Below are 18287 nucleotides of genomic sequence, written 5' to 3' on the forward strand. Positions count from 1 at the left end.
AAAAACCGAAACATTGTGTTTCGGTTTTTTTTATGTCTGTTATTTTTAGCAGCTGATTAGAATTTCAATCCTAACCTTACTCTTCCTTCCGGATTAAAAGCTGGCTCCCATTTCTGCCCTGCTGAGATCAGTCGGATGGCTTCTTTTTCATAAGCCGGCCCCAATGACCGGAGTACTTTAAAATCATAAGGCTTACCATCCTTTCCAATTAGAAAGCTAATTTCTAAGGTCGCACCTAATGTCTGTGTTTTAGTCAGCTGGTTGTTCTCCTGTAGGTATTGATAGTATTTCTCCCATCCCCCTACCGGATTAAAAGCTGCACCAATCATCAGTTCCTTTTTCAAGGTAATGGCTACCGGTTCATTTAAACGGGCAACTTTCATATTAGATGCAAAGCCAGGATACCTGACCGCAAGGGTATAGTCTTTCGAAAGACTATCTGCAGGGATTTTAAACTCCCCATTCTGATCTGTAGTCACCTCTACACCAGTTGTTGCCTGTACTATCCGTACCGCTGCACCAACCAATGGTTCGCCATTTACATCAGAAACTACCTTTCCTTGTAACATCGGTGTACTGATTCCCCTTATACGGGCTGATTTTGCCATCGGACTGGCATAAGTATTTTGCGCAATTGCTATACCAGCTACTCTGGATTCCAGCTGTTCTGCAAGAGGTGACGAATCAGCAGCCATTGCCAAACTTGCCTTTTTCTTTGCATTTACGGCATAGCTATTGGCTTTTGCCGCTTGCTGCATGGCTTGATCCATAACCACTTCCTTACGTTGTTGCTCGGCAGCAGATAATGATGCTACAGCCACGGGAGCAATTGCTTTTTTAGGTTTATTTTGTGCCAATGCTTCCTTGTCCAGCTCCGCTACAACAGCTGGAGTCGCATCTGCTGCAGGTGCCGCTGGCGCTGCAACAAGCGGACTTTCAGGGCTGATATTGACATTAACTTCTTTTCCTTGCTGGGCCAGTTGATTTTGCTGCGCTACTTCTTTCATCCAGAAGATGATACTCACGCCAATAAACAATACTGCAGCTGTTGCCGCAATACTCAACCGTTGCCAGGTGATGACCTTTGTTTTCTTCTCTACCTGATGCGCTGCAACGCGTTCCTTCAACTGCTTTTGCAGCAAAGAAATCGACGCCAAAGAACGTTTAGGCGAGGCACTCAGTCCGGCCAAAGCTTCGGCCACGAAGGGATCCTCCAGTGCTTCCCGCTCCACCTTATTCATGGTTTTTGCGTCCAGCTTACCGTCCAGATAATCTTCTAAAACTCCTATATCTAACCAATCGTTATTCACCACTATTTTTTTCTATACAAATTTTCAAGTTCCGCTTTCCATTCTGGATATAACTCTTCACCTTCAACATTTCATATCCGGTTAGGTCTGCAACTTCTTTATAACACTTCTCCTCCAAATAGAACAATTGCACACTTATGCGCTGCTCTTCCGGCAATTTCTCCATACACCGCTCCATCACAGTCAGTTTCTCTTCCTTTGTATCATCTAGATCAAGATGCACAAATTCCGTGTTTTCCACAAAAGCATCCTCCATAGAGACCGTAGTATGTTTGGAATTTTTACGAATGGCCATTAAACAGTGATTTCTGGATAACACATGAAGCCAGCTTTTGAAGTTTTGCACTTCATGGATTTTCAGTTTTACAACCAGCTCCTCAAAGATCTGCATCACGGCATCCTTGCTCTGCTCTTCATCTTTCAGGTAATTGAGACAAACCCCAAAAACCAGGTGCATATACTTATTGTAAAGGAGGCCCAATGATTCCAGGTCGCCACTGATCTTATATCGGGCAATCAAAGCAGCATCGTCCTGCTCCTGAATTCTGGTATTGTTTTTAATAAACTTCAATTGCGGTTTGGAACATAATTCGATCAAGTATAAAAATATTTTCTGATAATGGTATGGAAATTCTTCAAAGCTTACATCATTCTGTAAATCAACGAAATTATGAAAAAGTTTTTCTTCCCCATATTCCTTGTTCTTTTGCTGCTAGGAGTTAATGCTTCAGCCATAAAAAAAATACAGGGTACAGTAACCGAATTAGGTTCTAAAAAACCAATTGTGGGTGTACAGGTCAGCAACCTTTCCGGAAGCAAGCAAACATCGACAGATCATCATGGTCGTTATGTGATCCAGGTAGAAGATGGTGATCTGGAGTTATCCTTCAAAAAATCTGGTTACCTCGCTCAACGACTCAGCATTGTTAAAAAAACCATATTAAATGTTCAGATGACGATCGGGACGGACAAATCTAAGTCGATGTTAATCGCTGAAAGCGTGGCGATGAATCAAAGTAAAAGGGCAATGACGATTCGAGGAATTGCCAGTCCTACTGCACAAATGTTGATGGGCAGAGTCCCCGGTGTAATGATCGGACGGGCAAACCCTGCTTATGGAAACCAGCCTATCAATGCTATGGTACATACTCCAGGCATAAAAATCAGCCAACAGGACTGGAACACAGAAAGCTATGCTCCTATTGTTGAAAACACCTTTTTGACACCCAATAAAAACCCGCTGTCTACCTTTTCAATTGATGTGGATGCGGCTGGATACAGCAATGTGCGCCGTTACCTGAACAATGGTGGATTACCACCAAAGGATGCTGTTAAAATCGAAGAAATGGTCAATTATTTTGATTATGACTATGCGCAGCCTACCGGGGATGATCCGGTCAATATCCTGACGGAAATTGCAACAGCACCATGGAATCCGCAGCATAAACTCGTGAAAATCGCCTTACAGGCAAAGAAAATAAAAACAACATTGTTACCTGCTGCCAACCTGGTATTCCTGATTGATGTCTCAGGATCTATGGCGCAACCGAATAAATTGCCTTTGCTGATTTCCTCTTTTAAACTGTTGACAGATCAGTTGCGCGCTGAGGATCGCGTTTCGATTGTAGTCTATGCTGGAAGAACAGCGTTAGTATTACCTTCTACGCCCGGTTCAGCGAAAACTACAATCAAAGATGCCTTAAGTAAACTGGAGCCAGGTGGTGGTACTGCTGGTGGACAAGGATTAGAAATGGCTTATAAAGTAGCCGCAGAGAATTTTATCAAAAAGGGAAATAACAGGGTAATCCTTGCCACAGATGGGGATTTCAATGTAGGTGCCTCCAGTGATGAGGAAATGAAAGCCATGATTGAAGAAAAAAGAAAAAGTGGCATCTTCCTAACGGTACTGGGTTATGGCATGGGCAACATCAAAGACAGCAAAATGGAAACACTTGCCGACAAAGGTAATGGCAACTACGCTTATATCGACAATATCTCTGAAGCCAGAAAAGTATTGATCAATGAGTTTGGCGGCACTTTGTTTACAGTGGCCAAAGACGTAAAACTACAAGTAGAATTCAACCCTTCAAAGGTACAGGCCTACCGTTTAATTGGCTATGAAAACCGTATGCTTGAAGATAAAGATTTCAATGATGACCGTAAAGATGCCGGTGAAATGGGTGCCGGACATACGGTAACCGCTTTCTATGAAATCATTCCTTATGGTGTTAAAAGTAGCTTTACGCCTTCCGTAGATCCATTAAAATACCAGGAAAATAAGGTGATAGGTACTAAGAATGGTAGTCCGGAAATGCTGACGGTAAAACTTCGTTACAAACAACCTGATGGAGATCAAAGTAAGCTGTTGCAAAAAGCGGTGATGGATACTACTTTTCCATTTAGCGGTGCCAGCGATAATTTCCGCTTTGCTGCCGCAGTGGCAGAGTTTGGACTGCTATTGCGCCAATCTGAGTTTAAACAAGGGGCAAACTTTGATCAGATAATCAGCCTTGCACAAGCCGCACAGGGAAAGGACACAGAAGGTTACCGCGCAGAGTTTATAAAATTAGTAAAGTCGACCGCTTTATTGGCCAAAGATTTGCTTAGTATTGAAAATACAAACAAATTCAATGAAAAGAACTAGCATCTATTTGATCGCCACTTGCATGATTAGTCTGAGCAGTATCGAAGCGCAAAGTCAAACTAAAATTGGTAAAATTCTAAAAAAAGTAAGTGCTGCAGCAAAACCTGCAACCACGAATACTTCCAATAGCGTAACCGGTACAACAGGCACACCCAATACTTCCGAAATCGGATTCGGTATTAAAGAAGCATTAGAGCTAGGGATCGGCAGAGGCGCAGATTTACTTTCTGCAAAGGATGGTTTCCTGGGCAATGCGGCAGTAAAAATCCTCTTCCCACCAGAAGCCCTAAAGGTGGAAAAAACTTTAAGGAGCATTGGTTTAGGCTCTTTGGCAGACAATGTGGTATTGAGCTTAAACAGGGCGGCAGAAGATGCGGCCAAAGAAGCGAAACCAATCTTTGTTTCGGCAATTAAACAGATGACTATTGCCGATGCAACCAATATTTTATTAGGGCAACAGGATGCAGCAACCAACTATTTTAAAAGAGTAACTACTGCACAGCTGATGGAGAAATTTCAGCCAGTAATTACCAATAGTCTGAACAAAGTAGGCGCAGCAAAATACTGGGGCGATGCCACCAAACAATACAATAAAATCCCATTGGTGAAACCGGTAACTACCGACCTGTCCAGCTATGTAGCGCAAAAAGCAATCGATGGTATGTTTATTCAGGTGGCTCAGGAAGAGCTTAAAATCAGAGACAATCTGGGCGCAAGATCTACCCCACTTTTGCAAAAAGTATTCGGTTATGCCGATCAGAAAAAATAATCAGCATGGGCTTATAAATTAATAATCAAGCCCATGCAAGTACTAGAGGGCAGAAAAAACATTAGACAACTAAAAAATAAAAGGTTACTTTTATAGGATAATACTAACAACATAGAAGTATATTGGATTTCAAAGATTTTAATTTTAACCCTGATTTATTAGAGGGTTTATTAGCCATGGGCTTTCGCAATGCGACACCCATCCAAACAGAAGCTATTCCGCTAATTCTAGATAAAAAAGATTTAATTGCCTGCGCACAAACAGGTACCGGGAAAACTGGTGCTTACCTATTGCCGATCATGAACATGATCAGCATGACAGAAAATCGCCATAACAATACCCTGATATTGGCACCTACACGTGAGCTTGCGCAGCAAATAGATTTACAGGTAGAAGCACTTTCCTATTTCACCAACATCAGCTCTTTAACGGTCTATGGTGGCGGAGATGGGATCGCTTATGAGCAACAAAAACGCTCCATGCGTGAAGGTGTAGATATCATCATTGCCACTCCGGGACGTTTAATCTCCCATCTTTCTTCTGGATTACTGAAACTGGATCAGTTGCAACACCTGGTCTTAGATGAAGCCGATAGAATGCTGGATATGGGTTTTTATGATGACATTATGCGCATCGTCAGCTTCCTTCCAAAGAAAAGACAAACGGTATTGTTCTCCGCAACTATGCCTCCTAAAATAAGAACCCTTGCAGGCAGATTACTCCACAATCCGGAACAAATCAGCATTGCAATCTCTAAACCCGCAGCGGGAATCAACCAACAGGCCTATATGGTTCATGACTCACAGAAAGTAAAATTACTGACAGAGCTGATGAAAAATGTAGAATTTCCAAGCATCCTGATCTTTGCATCTACAAAAGAAAAAGTAAAGAACCTGGGTAAGGTTTTCCGTGGATTAGGATTTAAAGCTGAAGCTTTCCATTCGGATCTGGGACAAAAAGAAAGAGAAGCGATTTTATCAGAGTTCAAGAATAAACGCGTTCCAGTATTGATTGGAACAGATGTTTTATCAAGAGGAATTGATGTGGAAGGGATTAGTCTGGTGATCAATTTTGATGTACCTCATGACCCGGAAGATTATATCCACAGGATCGGAAGAACGGCCAGAGCCGCAACAACCGGAACTGCCATCACCCTGGTTAACGAAAAAGACAAGCGTAAATTTGCGAATATTGAAAAGCTGATTGACAAGACGATCGACAGAATGCCACTTCCTGAACACTTTGGAGAAGTTCCGGCAGATGCCACTGAAAGTCCTTCATCGGAAAGAAAATACGACCGCAAGAAGCCACAACGTAAGGTGTGGAATAAAAAAAACAAAGGAAAAAGCACAGGCAATGCTGTGCCAAGAAGTTCTGAAACTTCAGGCAACGCTGCGAGTCCTGCTCCTGCTGAAAATAATGCTGCAACAACAAGCACTGCTAACGCAAGTACTCCTGCTTCAGAAAACTCAGCTAAGACTAATTCTGGTGTAACTAATACAACTACTGCAGTCGGTACTGCAAGCCCATCATCGGCTACTGCGGCTCCGACAAAAGAATAGGAACAAAACTTACTGATTATGCAAAACCTACCTCCTTTAGCAGAGCGTATGCGCCCTCAAAATCTGGATGAATATGTGGGTCAGCAGCACTTAGTAGGTCCTGATGCCGTATTGCGTAAAGCCATTCAAAGCGGGCAACTCCCATCAATGATTTTTTGGGGGCCGCCGGGTGTTGGGAAAACTACACTTGCTTATATTATTTCTCAAACTTTAGACCGTCCCTTTTTTAACCTGAGCGCCATCAATTCTGGCGTAAAAGACATCAGGGACGTGATCGACCGGGCTGCAGCGCTCAAAAACAGCCTCATGGGTCTCCCGATTCTCTTTATCGATGAGATCCACCGCTTCAGCAAATCACAACAAGACAGTTTACTCGGTGCCGTAGAAAGAGGATTGGTGACACTAATTGGTGCAACTACAGAAAATCCTTCTTTTGAGGTCATCTCCGCTTTACTGTCCCGCTCCCAAGTCTATATTTTAAAATCACTGGACGAGGAAGAACTTTCCGGTTTACTGCAAACTGCCATAAAACAGGATCAGGTGCTGAAAGAGAAAAACATCAGCATCAAGGAACACGAAGCATTGATCCGTTTATCCGGTGGTGATGCCAGGAAGTTATTGAATGTGCTGGAAATTGCCGTCAATGGTATCGGTGGGGATCAAATTGTACTCACCAATGAAAATGTTTTAAAACATGCCCAGCAGAATCTGGCTTTATACGATAAAGCCGGTGAGCAGCATTACGATATTATTTCGGCCTTTATAAAGAGCATCCGGGGTAGTGATCCCAATGCAGCGGTATATTGGCTGGCCAGAATGATTGAAGGTGGTGAAGATCCTTCTTTTATCGCCAGAAGGTTATTGATCCTGGCCTCGGAAGATATCGGCAATGCCAATCCGAATGCTTTATTAATGGCCAACAATTGTTTTCAGGCGGTCAATGTAATTGGCTACCCGGAATCCAGAATCATTCTTTCTCAGGCAGTTACCTACATGGCCTCCTCTGTAAAAAGTAATGCGGCTTATGAAGCTATAAATAAAGCACAGGCTTTGGTGAAACAAACAGGCAATTTACCAGTCCCATTACATATTCGCAATGCGCCAACCAAGCTGATGAAAAATATTGGATATGGTAAAGATTACCAATATGCACATGGCTATGAAGGGAACTTCTCGGAGCAGGAATATTTTCCTGATACCTTAAGCGGCACCAAATTATATGACCCGGGAAAGAATCCTGCGGAAGATAAACTGAGGGAGAAACTACGACAAAACTGGAAAAATAAATATAACTATTAATATGCTTTCAACCTTTCTGGACCATCAATGGAAAGCCTTCTGGCGATCAAAAAATAAAGGTGGAACAATTGCCACGCAATTGCTCATCGGATTTGTAGTCATTTACTTGCTGGGAGTAGCGTTCTTTGTAGGCATAGGTTTAGAAGGTTTTATAGCCCAGATGTTCCCTAAAAAGGATGTATTCGAAATTTTTAATGGTTTCATTCTTTATTATTTTGCCGTTGATTTCCTGATGCGAATGCAGTTACAGGACTTGCCAACACTGAGCATTGTTCCCTATCTTCATTTGAAAATTCCAAAAAGAAAACTCGTTAACTTTTTAAATGTAAGGGCCCTATTTTCTGCGTTTAATATATTGCCACTCTTTTTGTTCCTACCCTTCTGCGCAACCGCAATATCCGGTGTATACGGTCCGCTGGCCGCTGTGATGTTTATCATTGCTATATTTTCATTGATGATCTTTAACAATTATGCGGCGCTATACATTAAAAGACTCAGCATACAACACCTAAAACTAGTACCCATCGTATTATTGATGATCGTTGGATTGGGTTTACTGGAATATTTCAAAGTGTTTTCCATTGCAGCGATTTCAAATGTGGTATTCAGCTTCATCGCTGATCAACCCTTTGCTGCTTTAGGTTTTACGTTCTTAGCGGTATTGATGTTTCTATTAAATGCCAGATACTTGCGTAATAACCTCTACGCAGAAGAACTGAGTACGGCTGAAGAGAAGAAAACCAGTACAGACTATCCATTTCTGGATCGGTTTGGAAAGGTAGGTGTCTTAGTGGCACTCGAAATCAAACTCATCCTGAGGAACAAAAGAAGTCGATCTGCGGTAACGATGAGTCTTATTTTTCTATTCTATGGCTTCCTGTTCTATAAGAAGGATATGCTGGATAAAGACAATCTGAATATGGTACTCTTTGCAGCGGTATTCATGACAGGCAATACCATCAGCATTTATGGTCAGTTTATGTTTGGCTGGCAATCCGCACATTTTGATGGCTTGATGGCCAATAAAATCAACATTAAAGACTTTTTCAAGGCAAAAATCCTGTTATTCACACTTGTTTCCACATTTACGACGCTGTTGGCCTGCTTATATGGTTTCATCAGCTGGAAAGTGTTAGTGGTTCAATTTGCCGCTTACTTTTACAATATCGGAATAGGTGCTGTTCTAGTATTATACTTTGCCACCAGAAATTATAAATCAATGGACCTGAGCAAAGGTTCTACTTTTAACTTCCAGGGTGTAGGTGCTGGACAATGGGTTTTAGGCTTGCCTTATTTTTTAAGTCCATACCTCATCTTCCTTCCCTTTTCTCTGAACGGTCATCCTTACTGGGGATTACTCGCTTTAGGGTTATGTGGCCTTACCGCCTTCGTCAGTCGTGAGTTTTGGGTAGATTTTTTAGTGAAAGAGTTTAATAAGAGAAAATACAAAATTGCAGCTGGCTTTAGAGAAAAATCATGATTTTAGAAATTTCAAACTTAAAAAAGACTTACGGCAACAGAACTGTAGTCAATATTGAATCCCTACAGATCAATGCTGGGGAAACTGTGGGTATTGTGGGCAACAATGGAGCAGGAAAAACCACGATGTTTAGGATGGTACTGGACCTGATTCGTCCTACTGCAGGAGAAATCCGCTCTAAAGGGGAACGAGTAGACAGTAACGACCGTTGGAAAGATTATACCGCCTCCTATCTTGATGAAGGTTTTCTAATTGACTACCTCACCTCAGAAGAATATTTTATGTTTATCGGCAGTCTTCACCAGATGACCGCAGCACATGTAGTAGATTATCTGTTACAATTTGAAGATTTCTTTAATGGGGAGATCCTGAATAAAGGCAAGTATATCAGAGACTTCTCTAAAGGAAATCAGAATAAGATTGGCATTGCCGCTTCCCTGATGCAAAACCCGGAGCTGTTGATCTTAGATGAACCTTTCGCTAATCTGGATCCAACTACACAGATCCGCCTGAAAACTCTGATTCGTACGCTAAAAGACGAACGTCAGATGGCTACCCTGATTTCCAGTCATGATTTAAACCATGTCACTGACGTATGTGACAGGATCATCCTCATGGAAAAAGGATTGATTATTAAAGACATACACAAAACAGAAAATACATTGAGCGAATTGGAAGCTTATTTTGCAGAGTAAAAACAGGCATTGTACAGAATTATAGTCAGTCTTTAACGATCAACTGGCCATTTCCCTCTATTTTTCATGACATTTACCTGTTAAATTATTCCTATGACACAATAATTTTACAGAACACGAAAGTTGGCATTACGTTTGATTAACGGTCTGAGTAAAATAAATTATAAAACTATGGTTACTTCAAAATTTAAAATAGCAGCATTTAGTATCGCTTTAGCTATGGGTGCAATGACATTCCAAGGCTGTGATAGTTTAACTAAAACACAAAAAGGTGCAGGTATTGGTGCTACTGCAGGTGGTGTTCTAGGTGCTATTATCGGAAAAAAAGCGGGTAATACTGCTGTTGGGGCTATCATTGGTGCTGCTGTTGGTGGTACTGCAGGTGGATTTATTGGAAAAAGAATGGATAAACAAGCAGCAGAGATTCAAAATGCAATCCCTAATGCTGAAGTAATCCGTGAAGGTGAAGGTATTATTGTGAAATTTGATAGTGGTATCCTTTTTGGATTCGACAAATCTGATTTGACTCCTGCTGCTAAAACTAACGTCCAATCATTAGCAGCCTCTCTTACTAAATATCCTGGAACGGACATTAAAGTAATTGGCCATACAGACAACATCGGAAAAGAAGCTTACAATATGTCGCTTTCTGAAAGAAGAGCAGCAGCTGTTAAAGCTTACGCAGTGTCTCAAGGTGTTCCGGCATCACGTTTAATCACTATCGGAAAAGGTATGTCTGAGCCAATTGCTGACAACAGCACTGACGCTGGAAGAGCTGCCAACCGTAGAGTTGAAGTTGTAATTGTTGCCAATGATCAATTGAAACAACAAGCTACACAACAAGGCAAATAATTAGCACATCTACATCTACATCTACCTATAATTAAAAACCCGTCGTACTTCAGTACTTCGGGTTTTTTTATGTGATTAGATTTTTTTATTCAGCTTCTTGTTCTTCCGCCGTACCGTAGATATCTTCAAAATAAGTTACCGTAAGGGATTTTAATAACAACTCCTGCTCCATCATTGCAAATGAAGGAACGGGTTTTAGGAGCTTCCAATGTGGCCATCCATCCTGGTCTAATCCTTCCAGTTCATAAAAGCCCATTTCGCTCAACAATCGGCAGGTTGCAATGTGCATTAACTCTTCCTTTTGTCTTTTACTATACTTGCCAGGTCCTTTGCCCAACTCCTGCACTCCGATTAAAAATAGCATTACCTTTAAATCGGGTACATCAGAATCAAACTCCTGAGCTATCTTTTGTTGCAAAATTTTCCATTTCGCATGTATTTCTGCAGGTTTCATAAAACAAAGATACAAATTCGCCCTTGCGCTTTATTACAATAAAATTAAGGGTTTAGCCGGCGGTTTTATTACTTTAGCCTACATCAGCTGAACAGTTAAAAAAGAGATTTTATACCTATGGAAAAAACAATAATTACAGGCCTTATGGCTTATGGAATGTCTGGAAAAGTATTTCATGCCCCTTTTGTACACGCACATCCCGGCTTTAAACTACATGCCGTAACCGAGCGTAATCAGAAAAATGCGGCAGCAGATTATCCAGGTGTCATCAGCTATCCTACAATTGAGGAGCTATTAGCGGATGAACAGATTGAACTGATCATCATCAATACGCCTAATTATACACACTATGACTATGCAAAGAAAGCTTTGCAGGCAGGAAAACATATTCTGGTAGAAAAACCATTTACAGCAACTGTTGAAGAAGCCAAAGAAATCCTTGCACTGGCAAAAGAGCTGGGTAAGCAAGTTCTTTTCTATCAAAATAGAAGATGGGACAGTGATTTCAACGCAGTGAAAGCAGTAATAGAAAGTGGAAAACTGGGCAAATTAAGTGAAGTTCATTTCCGCTACGACAGGTATCGTTCTACGATCGGTGTAAAAAGCTTTAAAGAGGAGCCAATTGCAGCCAGCGGTCTGATGTACGACCTTGGTCCACATTTGCTGGATCAGGCACTCAGTATTTTTGGTAAACCGGAATCTTTCCATAAAATTCTGGGCAAAAACCGCGTAAATACACAGGTAGACGATTATTTCTCTATTCACCTGAGCTATCCGGATAGTGTCAATGTATTTGTACATTCCAATATGATGGTTGTAGAAGCCTTACCTGCATTTGTAATCAACGGAACAAATGGCTCCCTACATAAGATGAGAGCAGATGCACAGGAAGGTCAATTACTGGCTGGAATGAAGGTCAATGATCCTGCTTATGGCATTGAGGCACCAGGAACGGAAGGAAAACTATATTTATTGGATGAAGCCGGCGTAAAGACTACGCATCATGTTCCTGCATTAGTAGGAAGTTACCTGCCATTATTTGAGGCGGTTTATCAGACTATAGTACATGAAAAACCGTACCCGGTAACGGAAGAACAGGTGATCACACAATTGGAAATACTGGAGGCTTAACACATGCAGGCATTTTTCATACTGATCCCAATCCTGCTGCTGGTCATCTATTTTATCTTTAGAAAAGACAATAGCCGTAATTATGTCAATTTAAGTGAAGAAGATAAACAAATGCTGTTTCAGCATGTGGTTTATTATCAACACCTCACAGTAGAAGACCGTTTGCGCTTTGAACAACGTGTTTCTGCGTTTCTGGCAGAGGTGAAAATTGAAGGTGTAGGCACTCCTGTGACTGTACTTGATAAGTTATTGATTGCTTCCAGTGCCGTGATACCTGTGTTTGGCTTTGAAGAATGGCATTACCGCAACCTGACCAATATATTGTTGTACCCGGATACCTTTAATGAGGATTTCCAATATGAAGGTGGTCAAAGGAATATCTTAGGTATGGTGGGCTCTGGCTATATGAACGGTCAGATGATTTTATCCAGAGCCGCATTAATCCAGGGATTTTCCAATGCAGCAGATAAAGAGAATACGGCCATCCATGAGTTTGTTCACCTACTGGATAAATCGGATGGCGCTACCGATGGCATTCCCGAAAACCTGATGAAACACGAATACGTAATGCCATGGGTTCGGATGATCCATGAGGAAATGAAAAGAATTGAAAAAGGAAAATCAGATATTAACCCTTATGCCATCACTAATGAGGCAGAGTTTTTTGCGGTTGTATCTGAATATTTCTTTGAAAAGCCAGATCAGTTTAAATCGAAACACCCGGAGCTTTATGAAAGCTTATCCGGGATATTTTCGCAAGACCTGGCTGCTAAATCTTTATAACTGGCGGGCATTCTTTATAGACTGCCCAATAAAGCCACATTGAACTCTGTGGGTACTTCTATATGTGGAATGTGCCCACAGCCTTCAAACTCCACCATCTTTGCAGCGGGAATTTTAGCAGCGGTCTGCTTGCCTAAAAACCGGTATTGGCCATGTAAAGCCTGCTGATCGGGACTTAACAAGCCTTTTCCAACAATAGTCTTATCTTCTTTACCAATAAATAGAACCGTAGGGACACGAATGTTAATAAATTCATGCACTACAGGTTGCTCATAGATCATGGTATAAGTCATGGCATTCACTCTCGCCAATCTTGGAAAATCAGCACTTTTAGTCATTCCCCCTGCGATGCGAACCAATTCGTCGTACTCAGGCTTCCAAACAGTAAAATAAGAGGTTTGATAGTATTTTTTTACGCTTTCTGCAGTCGCCTTTAATTCCGATTGGTATTGCTGATCGGTACTCACATAAGGGATGAAGTTGCGGTAATCTTCTAAGCCAATTGGGTTTTCCAGCAAAAGTTTCTCTGTGTTTTCAGGATACATCAATGCGAAACGCGTAGCCAACATTCCGCCCATAGAATGGCCCAGAATATTTGCTTTTTGGATACCTAGTGTATCCAGAAGTTGTTTTGTCCATCGCGATAGCTGATGAAAACTGTAATGAATGAATGGTTTAGACGATCTGCCAAATCCAATCTGATCCGGAACAACTACCCGGAAGCCGCGGTCTCTCAATGCCTTTATCGTACTTGCCCAATAGTATCCGCCAAAGTTTTTACCATGAAGCAAGACTACGGTTCTGCCATTCGCCTTCCCAACTGGCGCTACATCCATATAAGCCATATTTAAATCCTGCCCCTCTGTATGAACTGGGAAATATTTAACTGGATAAGGATATTTAACGTTTTCTAAGGTGATAGAAAGGGTATCGGCTTGTTGTGCCAAACTCGCTGTGCCACTGAAAAGCAAACACAGGTAAAGGGCGACTTTCTTATAAAACATAAAGCTATTTTTAGGAAAAACAATAATAGGAATTGAAAGTTCTAAACTTAAGCATTATTTATATTTTTGGGGAAATATAAAATGTATGAGCAGTCACCAAATAGGTTTGGAGCGGTTAACTATGGAACAGATTTCCAGGATCATCGCCGAAAAACAATTGCTACAATTATCCGATGCAGCCCTTGCTAAAATAGAGAAATGCAGAAACTATCTTGACGACAAGTTAAGCCGCCATGATGGCCCCATTTATGGAATCAACACAGGATTTGGTTATTTACAAAATGTAGAGATTGAATCAGAGAAGTTGTCTCAGCTTCAACATAACCTACTCTTATCCCATGCTTGTGGAACTGGTGAAGAAGTAGCCCCGGAGATCGTAAGATTGATGTTACTCTTAAAAATTCAATCGCTGAGTTATGGCCATTCTGCCATCGCCCTTACTACGGTTTCCCGATTAGTTGATTTTTACAATCAAGGCGTTTTACCGGTGATCTATACTCAGGGTTCTTTAGGCGCTTCAGGCGACCTCGCCCCTCTTGCACACCTGGCCTTACCGCTTATCGGTGAAGGTATGGTTTGGTATCAGGGAGAAAAAATCACCACCAAATCCCTTTATGAGCGATTAGATTGGCAACCTTTAAAACTACAGTCTAAAGAAGGCCTGGCTTTAATCAACGGAACTCAATTTATGAGCGCTTACGGGGTATTTTGCCTATTGAAGTCGCAAAGTCTGATGAATTGGGCAGATGTCATTGCCGCCATGTCTATAGACGGATTTGATTGTAGAATCGATCCTTTTGAAACTTTTAGCCATGTGATCAGACCTCATGCCGGGCAGGTTCATACCGCAGCAAATATCTGCAAATGGCTTTCCGGAAGTGAACTGATCAGCAGAGCAGGTAAACAAACACAGGATCCTTATTCTTTCCGCTGCGTGCCACAGGTACATGGAGCAAGTAAAGACAGTATCCATTATATCCAGTCGGTATTTGAAACGGAAATCAATTCCGTAACCGACAATCCAAATGTCTTTCCTGAGGAAGACCGTATTATTTCCGCAGGGAATTTCCATGGTCAGCCCCTGGCTTTAACACTGGATTTTCTTTGTATCGCCTTAGCTGAACTAGGCTCCATCTCTGAAAGAAGAACTTTTCAATTGATTTCCGGACAAAGAGGCCTACCCCCTTTCCTCGTAAAAGATGCAGGGTTAAACTCCGGATTAATGATCACCCAGTATACTGCAGCCTCCATTGCCAGTGAAAACAAGCAATTGTGTACTCCAGCTTCCGTAGACAGTATTGTTTCCAGCAATGGTCAGGAAGATCATGTGAGTATGGGTGCAAATGCGGCGACAAAGTGTTTACGCGTCGTGAATAATCTGGAAAGGATTTTAGCGATAGAATTGCTAACCGCAGCTCAGGCTTTAGACCTTAGAAAACCATTGCGATCGTCCGAGGCCATCGCGCATCTGGTATCCAATTATAGGAAGATGGTTTCCTTTAATGACGCTGATCGCTTACTGGCAGTCGATATTGCCGCATCAGTCGATTTCTTAAGAACAGAAAAGATTTAATCATAGCCATAAAAATGCCCCCAAATTAGCTTTAAATTTTGGGGGCATTATTTGCTGTTTTTATTTATTTGCGATGATCCGCGTTCAGCAGGTCATATGGCTATAAAAAAGGCACACTGACACCAAATGTTACATTACGTCCGGTATTGTAAATTCCTTCCATTTTATATCTGCTCAGGTGGTTAAAATATTTTTTATCCAATAGGTTTTGTCCGGTTACCCAAAGGTTCAATTTCCCTTTCTTGGTATTGATTGTGGTTCCAACTCCTGCATCTAATAAGGTGTAACCATCGGTTTGAGTTTCAAAGCTATCGAAACGCGCTTGCTTCAATACATTGGTTAATCCAACTTTCATATAGGTTTCTGCAAGCCCTTTTATGTTTGGCTCAAAACGCAATTCGTTATTGATAGATGCTGCTGGTATAAAAGGCAGTGGCTGATCATCCGCACGATTCGTTCCTTTCACATAGGCAAAAGAGTTTTCAAAATGTAGTGATTTGATCAGGTGGAAGTCCATTGAAGCCTCTCCACCAATCAGGTCCGCATTGGTCTGTACAAAACGATACACGGGCAGGGTTTCTGTCATGCCATTTCCGTCGCTGATACCTGTAGTTTCATTATTAAAATTTCCAGCGTAGATGTAGTTATAGATGCGATTGGCATAGGCATTTAGTCCGAAAGTAACCGCATTAGCCGAGTATTCCAGTCCTAGGTCAAATTGTAAACTAGTTTCCTGTTTTAAGCTTGAGTTCCCAATTTCATACCTGAATGTTCCTTCATGGCGGCCATTAGCAGCTAATTCAGCGATGTTTGGTGCGCGAAATCCTGATCCTGCATTTCCTTTCAAAACCAGGCTCTTAGCCACTTCATAGGCAAACCCCAATGATCCGGAAACGTTAGAAAATTGATTATCGAAGGCAGTGAATAATGGCGCTCCATCTACTGCCAGTGCTTTTCCATTTACCTTTTTATAATCGTAACGTGCGCCGATGTTAATCGCGCCCTTTTCGAAATTGCGTTTCAGATATACGAAAACACCAATGTTGTTACTGTTATAATCAGGAATCAAAAACTCATCGCCTTTGTTCACATTGTTCTGGTACATTCCCTGAACACCGATAGCCGGCTCCCATTTCCCAGCATTTGGCAAATAGTATTTTACATCATAAGTATAGGAGTTCAGGTTTAAATTCAGCCCTGGCTCTGTTGCACTTTCTTCAAATTCCTTCCTAATATTGCGTTGAAACGCAAAAGTGGTCTTTAACTGCCCAGTCCCCAGTATAAAATTACTGTTTAATGCCGCACGATAATGATTAATGTTCTGGAAAGGCAAGCCTATTCGACGCTCTTGTGCCTCGGCTTTAGGGATCAGTTCTCCTTCCTCGTTTACATACTCACCCTGCTCGTTAGGTCCGTGTTCTACTAAACCTATATTGGTTTGGAAGCGTGAAAAAGTCAGGTGAGAATATCCCCAGCTCTTATTTAAACCAACCATTCCGTTTAAGTTGAATTCATTAAAACCAGAATTTGGAACTACTGCACCTTTATATGCATAACCGTAAGCATTTTTATAGGAAGCGCGACCACGATATACAAACCCATTGTCATTACCCTGAAGCATTAATGAGGATGCCGATAAACCATTATTTGTGGCATAGGTAGTCGTGAAATTTCCGTTAAAAGTTCCTGGAGGAGGAACAAGATCATCGATGATATTGATCACCCCACCTAAAGCATCAGAGCCATAAAGTAAGCTTGCAGGGCCTTTTAAGATTTCTACTCTCGCCGCAGAAAACTGATCTACTTCAATCCCATGCTCATCACCCCATTGCTGTGCTTCTTCTCTTGCACCATCCACCATGGTCAATACTCGGTTATAACCTAGTCCACGGATAGTTGGTTTTGAAATTGCACCTCCAGTACTCACCTGAGAAATCCCCGGAACCTTTGAAATGGCATCCACCAGATTTGTTCCACCAGCCTGCGCCAGTTTATCTTTGCCTACCGTAACTACGGATAGGCTGTTGGTTTTATTGTTCGCACTAAATGGCGAGCCTGTGATGACTACCTCTGCGCTTTCTATAGCAGAAGACTCCATTGCAATGTTTAACTTATTAATTGTACTTAGGTCTACGATTTGCGAGAAGGTTTTGTAGCCCACAAAACGAACTTCCAACAGGAATCTTCCTTTTGCAGGGATGTTTTTCAAGGTAAATTCTCCGTTAGCATTGGTGCTCGTTACCGCTTTTAAGTCGCTAATATAAACGGTTGCTCCTACCAGTGGCTCCTGGTTCTCGGCATCTGTAACTTTACCTTTAAACTCAGCCAGACCAGAAGCAAATAAAGGCCCAGAGAATAGGGAATATAATAAGACAATTAATACCAAATGTATCTTTTTCATGTGTTGGTGTTTCTATAGATGTGGTGCTTTATTGGCAAACATCAAATGGCCGAAGCCAAGAATTTCGTAAGTGTTAGATTGAATGTTGCAGGCTAAGATTAGCCATCCCCCCTTTGCATTGATGTTGTCTTTCCTACAGAAAATCATCAGGAATTTCTCCTAGGATTTCCTGTAAGGCTATGCTTAGATGCAGCTTTACATTTGGCAAAAGTGTGATCAGTGTTTAGCTGGGGCTTAAAAAGCCACAGAACTCCTAAAATCATAGGACATCAAAAACATTGTTGGCCATTGCAAACTGTACAGCTAATAAACAATTGGATTACAACAAGG

General features: G+C 41.6%; 14 protein-coding genes and 1 pseudogene. 10 read left to right on the plus strand and 5 right to left on the minus strand.

Translation table 11 applies throughout. The features are described 5' to 3' along the window. Nucleotides 1–56: 56 nt before the first annotated feature. Nucleotides 57–1313, minus strand: coding sequence for a carboxypeptidase regulatory-like domain-containing protein (locus R2S10_RS23050; RefSeq protein ID WP_316842775.1), 1257 nt, complete (start codon nucleotides 1311–1313; stop codon nucleotides 57–59). After that, the gene (locus R2S10_RS23055; protein ID WP_316842804.1) at nucleotides 1303–1881 is read right to left on the minus strand and encodes a sigma-70 family RNA polymerase sigma factor; all 579 of its coding nucleotides are present in this window, start codon (nucleotides 1879–1881) and stop codon (nucleotides 1303–1305) included. Before R2S10_RS23055 ends, R2S10_RS23050 begins: the two co-directional genes overlap by 11 nt. A 99-nt stretch (nucleotides 1882–1980) precedes the next feature. Here R2S10_RS23055 and R2S10_RS23060 point away from each other — a divergent pair, with 99 nt between their 5' ends. From R2S10_RS23060 to R2S10_RS23090, 7 genes and pseudogenes are all read left to right on the plus strand, one after another. Further along, nucleotides 1981–3954, plus strand: coding sequence for a YfbK domain-containing protein (locus tag R2S10_RS23060; RefSeq protein ID WP_316842776.1), 1974 nt, complete (start codon nucleotides 1981–1983; stop codon nucleotides 3952–3954). After that, nucleotides 3941–4723, plus strand: a complete 783-nt coding sequence (locus R2S10_RS23065; protein ID WP_316842777.1) for a DUF4197 domain-containing protein — start codon at nucleotides 3941–3943, stop codon at nucleotides 4721–4723. The genes R2S10_RS23060 and R2S10_RS23065 overlap by 14 nt, the downstream gene beginning before the upstream one ends. Before the next feature lie 122 nt (nucleotides 4724–4845). Further along, nucleotides 4846–6063 (plus strand): annotated as a pseudogene (locus R2S10_RS23070) (DEAD/DEAH box helicase); the annotation flags it as partial. A gap of 240 nt (nucleotides 6064–6303) precedes the next feature. Beyond that, a complete protein-coding gene (locus tag R2S10_RS23075; protein WP_316842779.1) occupies nucleotides 6304–7584 on the plus strand; it encodes a replication-associated recombination protein A in 1281 nt (426 codons plus the stop codon). Nucleotide 7585: 1 nt separating this feature from the next. Beyond that, nucleotides 7586–9064 carry a DUF5687 family protein gene (locus R2S10_RS23080; RefSeq protein ID WP_316842780.1) on the plus strand — a complete coding sequence of 493 codons (1479 nt, stop codon included), beginning with the start codon at nucleotides 7586–7588 and terminating at the stop codon, nucleotides 9062–9064. Further along, nucleotides 9061–9759: an ABC transporter ATP-binding protein gene (locus R2S10_RS23085; protein WP_316842781.1), complete on the plus strand. Its 699-nt coding sequence runs from the start codon at nucleotides 9061–9063 to the stop codon at nucleotides 9757–9759. Before R2S10_RS23080 ends, R2S10_RS23085 begins: the two co-directional genes overlap by 4 nt. 171 nt (nucleotides 9760–9930) lie before the next feature. Beyond that, a complete protein-coding gene (locus R2S10_RS23090; protein ID WP_316842782.1) occupies nucleotides 9931–10611 on the plus strand; it encodes an OmpA family protein in 681 nt (226 codons plus the stop codon). 85 nt (nucleotides 10612–10696) lie between these two features. Here the strand turns inward: R2S10_RS23090 and R2S10_RS23095 are convergent, their stop codons facing one another. Further along, nucleotides 10697–11065, minus strand: a complete 369-nt coding sequence (locus R2S10_RS23095; RefSeq protein WP_316842783.1) for a hypothetical protein — start codon at nucleotides 11063–11065, stop codon at nucleotides 10697–10699. 117 nt (nucleotides 11066–11182) lie between these two features. On the opposite strand from R2S10_RS23095, the gene R2S10_RS23100 reads away from it, so the two are divergent. Then, nucleotides 11183–12196, plus strand: a complete 1014-nt coding sequence (locus tag R2S10_RS23100; RefSeq protein WP_316842784.1) for a Gfo/Idh/MocA family oxidoreductase — start codon at nucleotides 11183–11185, stop codon at nucleotides 12194–12196. 3 nt (nucleotides 12197–12199) lie between these two features. After that, entirely contained in the window at nucleotides 12200–12979 is a 780-nt protein-coding gene (locus R2S10_RS23105; RefSeq protein ID WP_316842785.1) for a zinc-dependent peptidase, read from the plus strand. Nucleotides 12980–12993: 14 nt separating this feature from the next. On the opposite strand, the gene R2S10_RS23110 is transcribed toward R2S10_RS23105, so the two are convergent. Next, nucleotides 12994–13983 carry an alpha/beta hydrolase gene (locus tag R2S10_RS23110; RefSeq protein WP_316842786.1) on the minus strand — a complete coding sequence of 330 codons (990 nt, stop codon included), beginning with the start codon at nucleotides 13981–13983 and terminating at the stop codon, nucleotides 12994–12996. 85 nt (nucleotides 13984–14068) lie between these two features. Between R2S10_RS23110 and hutH the strand changes: the two genes are divergently transcribed. After that, a complete protein-coding gene (gene hutH / locus R2S10_RS23115; protein ID WP_316842787.1) occupies nucleotides 14069–15556 on the plus strand; it encodes a histidine ammonia-lyase in 1488 nt (495 codons plus the stop codon). Between the two features lie 100 nt (nucleotides 15557–15656). On the opposite strand, the gene R2S10_RS23120 is transcribed toward hutH, so the two are convergent. Continuing rightward, the gene (locus R2S10_RS23120; protein ID WP_316842788.1) at nucleotides 15657–17957 is read right to left on the minus strand and encodes a TonB-dependent receptor; all 2301 of its coding nucleotides are present in this window, start codon (nucleotides 17955–17957) and stop codon (nucleotides 15657–15659) included. Nucleotides 17958–18287: the final 330 nt, after the last annotated feature.

It is taken from the genome of Pedobacter gandavensis (assembly GCF_032678745.1).
GTDB classification, from domain to species: Bacteria; Bacteroidota; Bacteroidia; order Sphingobacteriales; family Sphingobacteriaceae; genus Pedobacter; species Pedobacter gandavensis_C.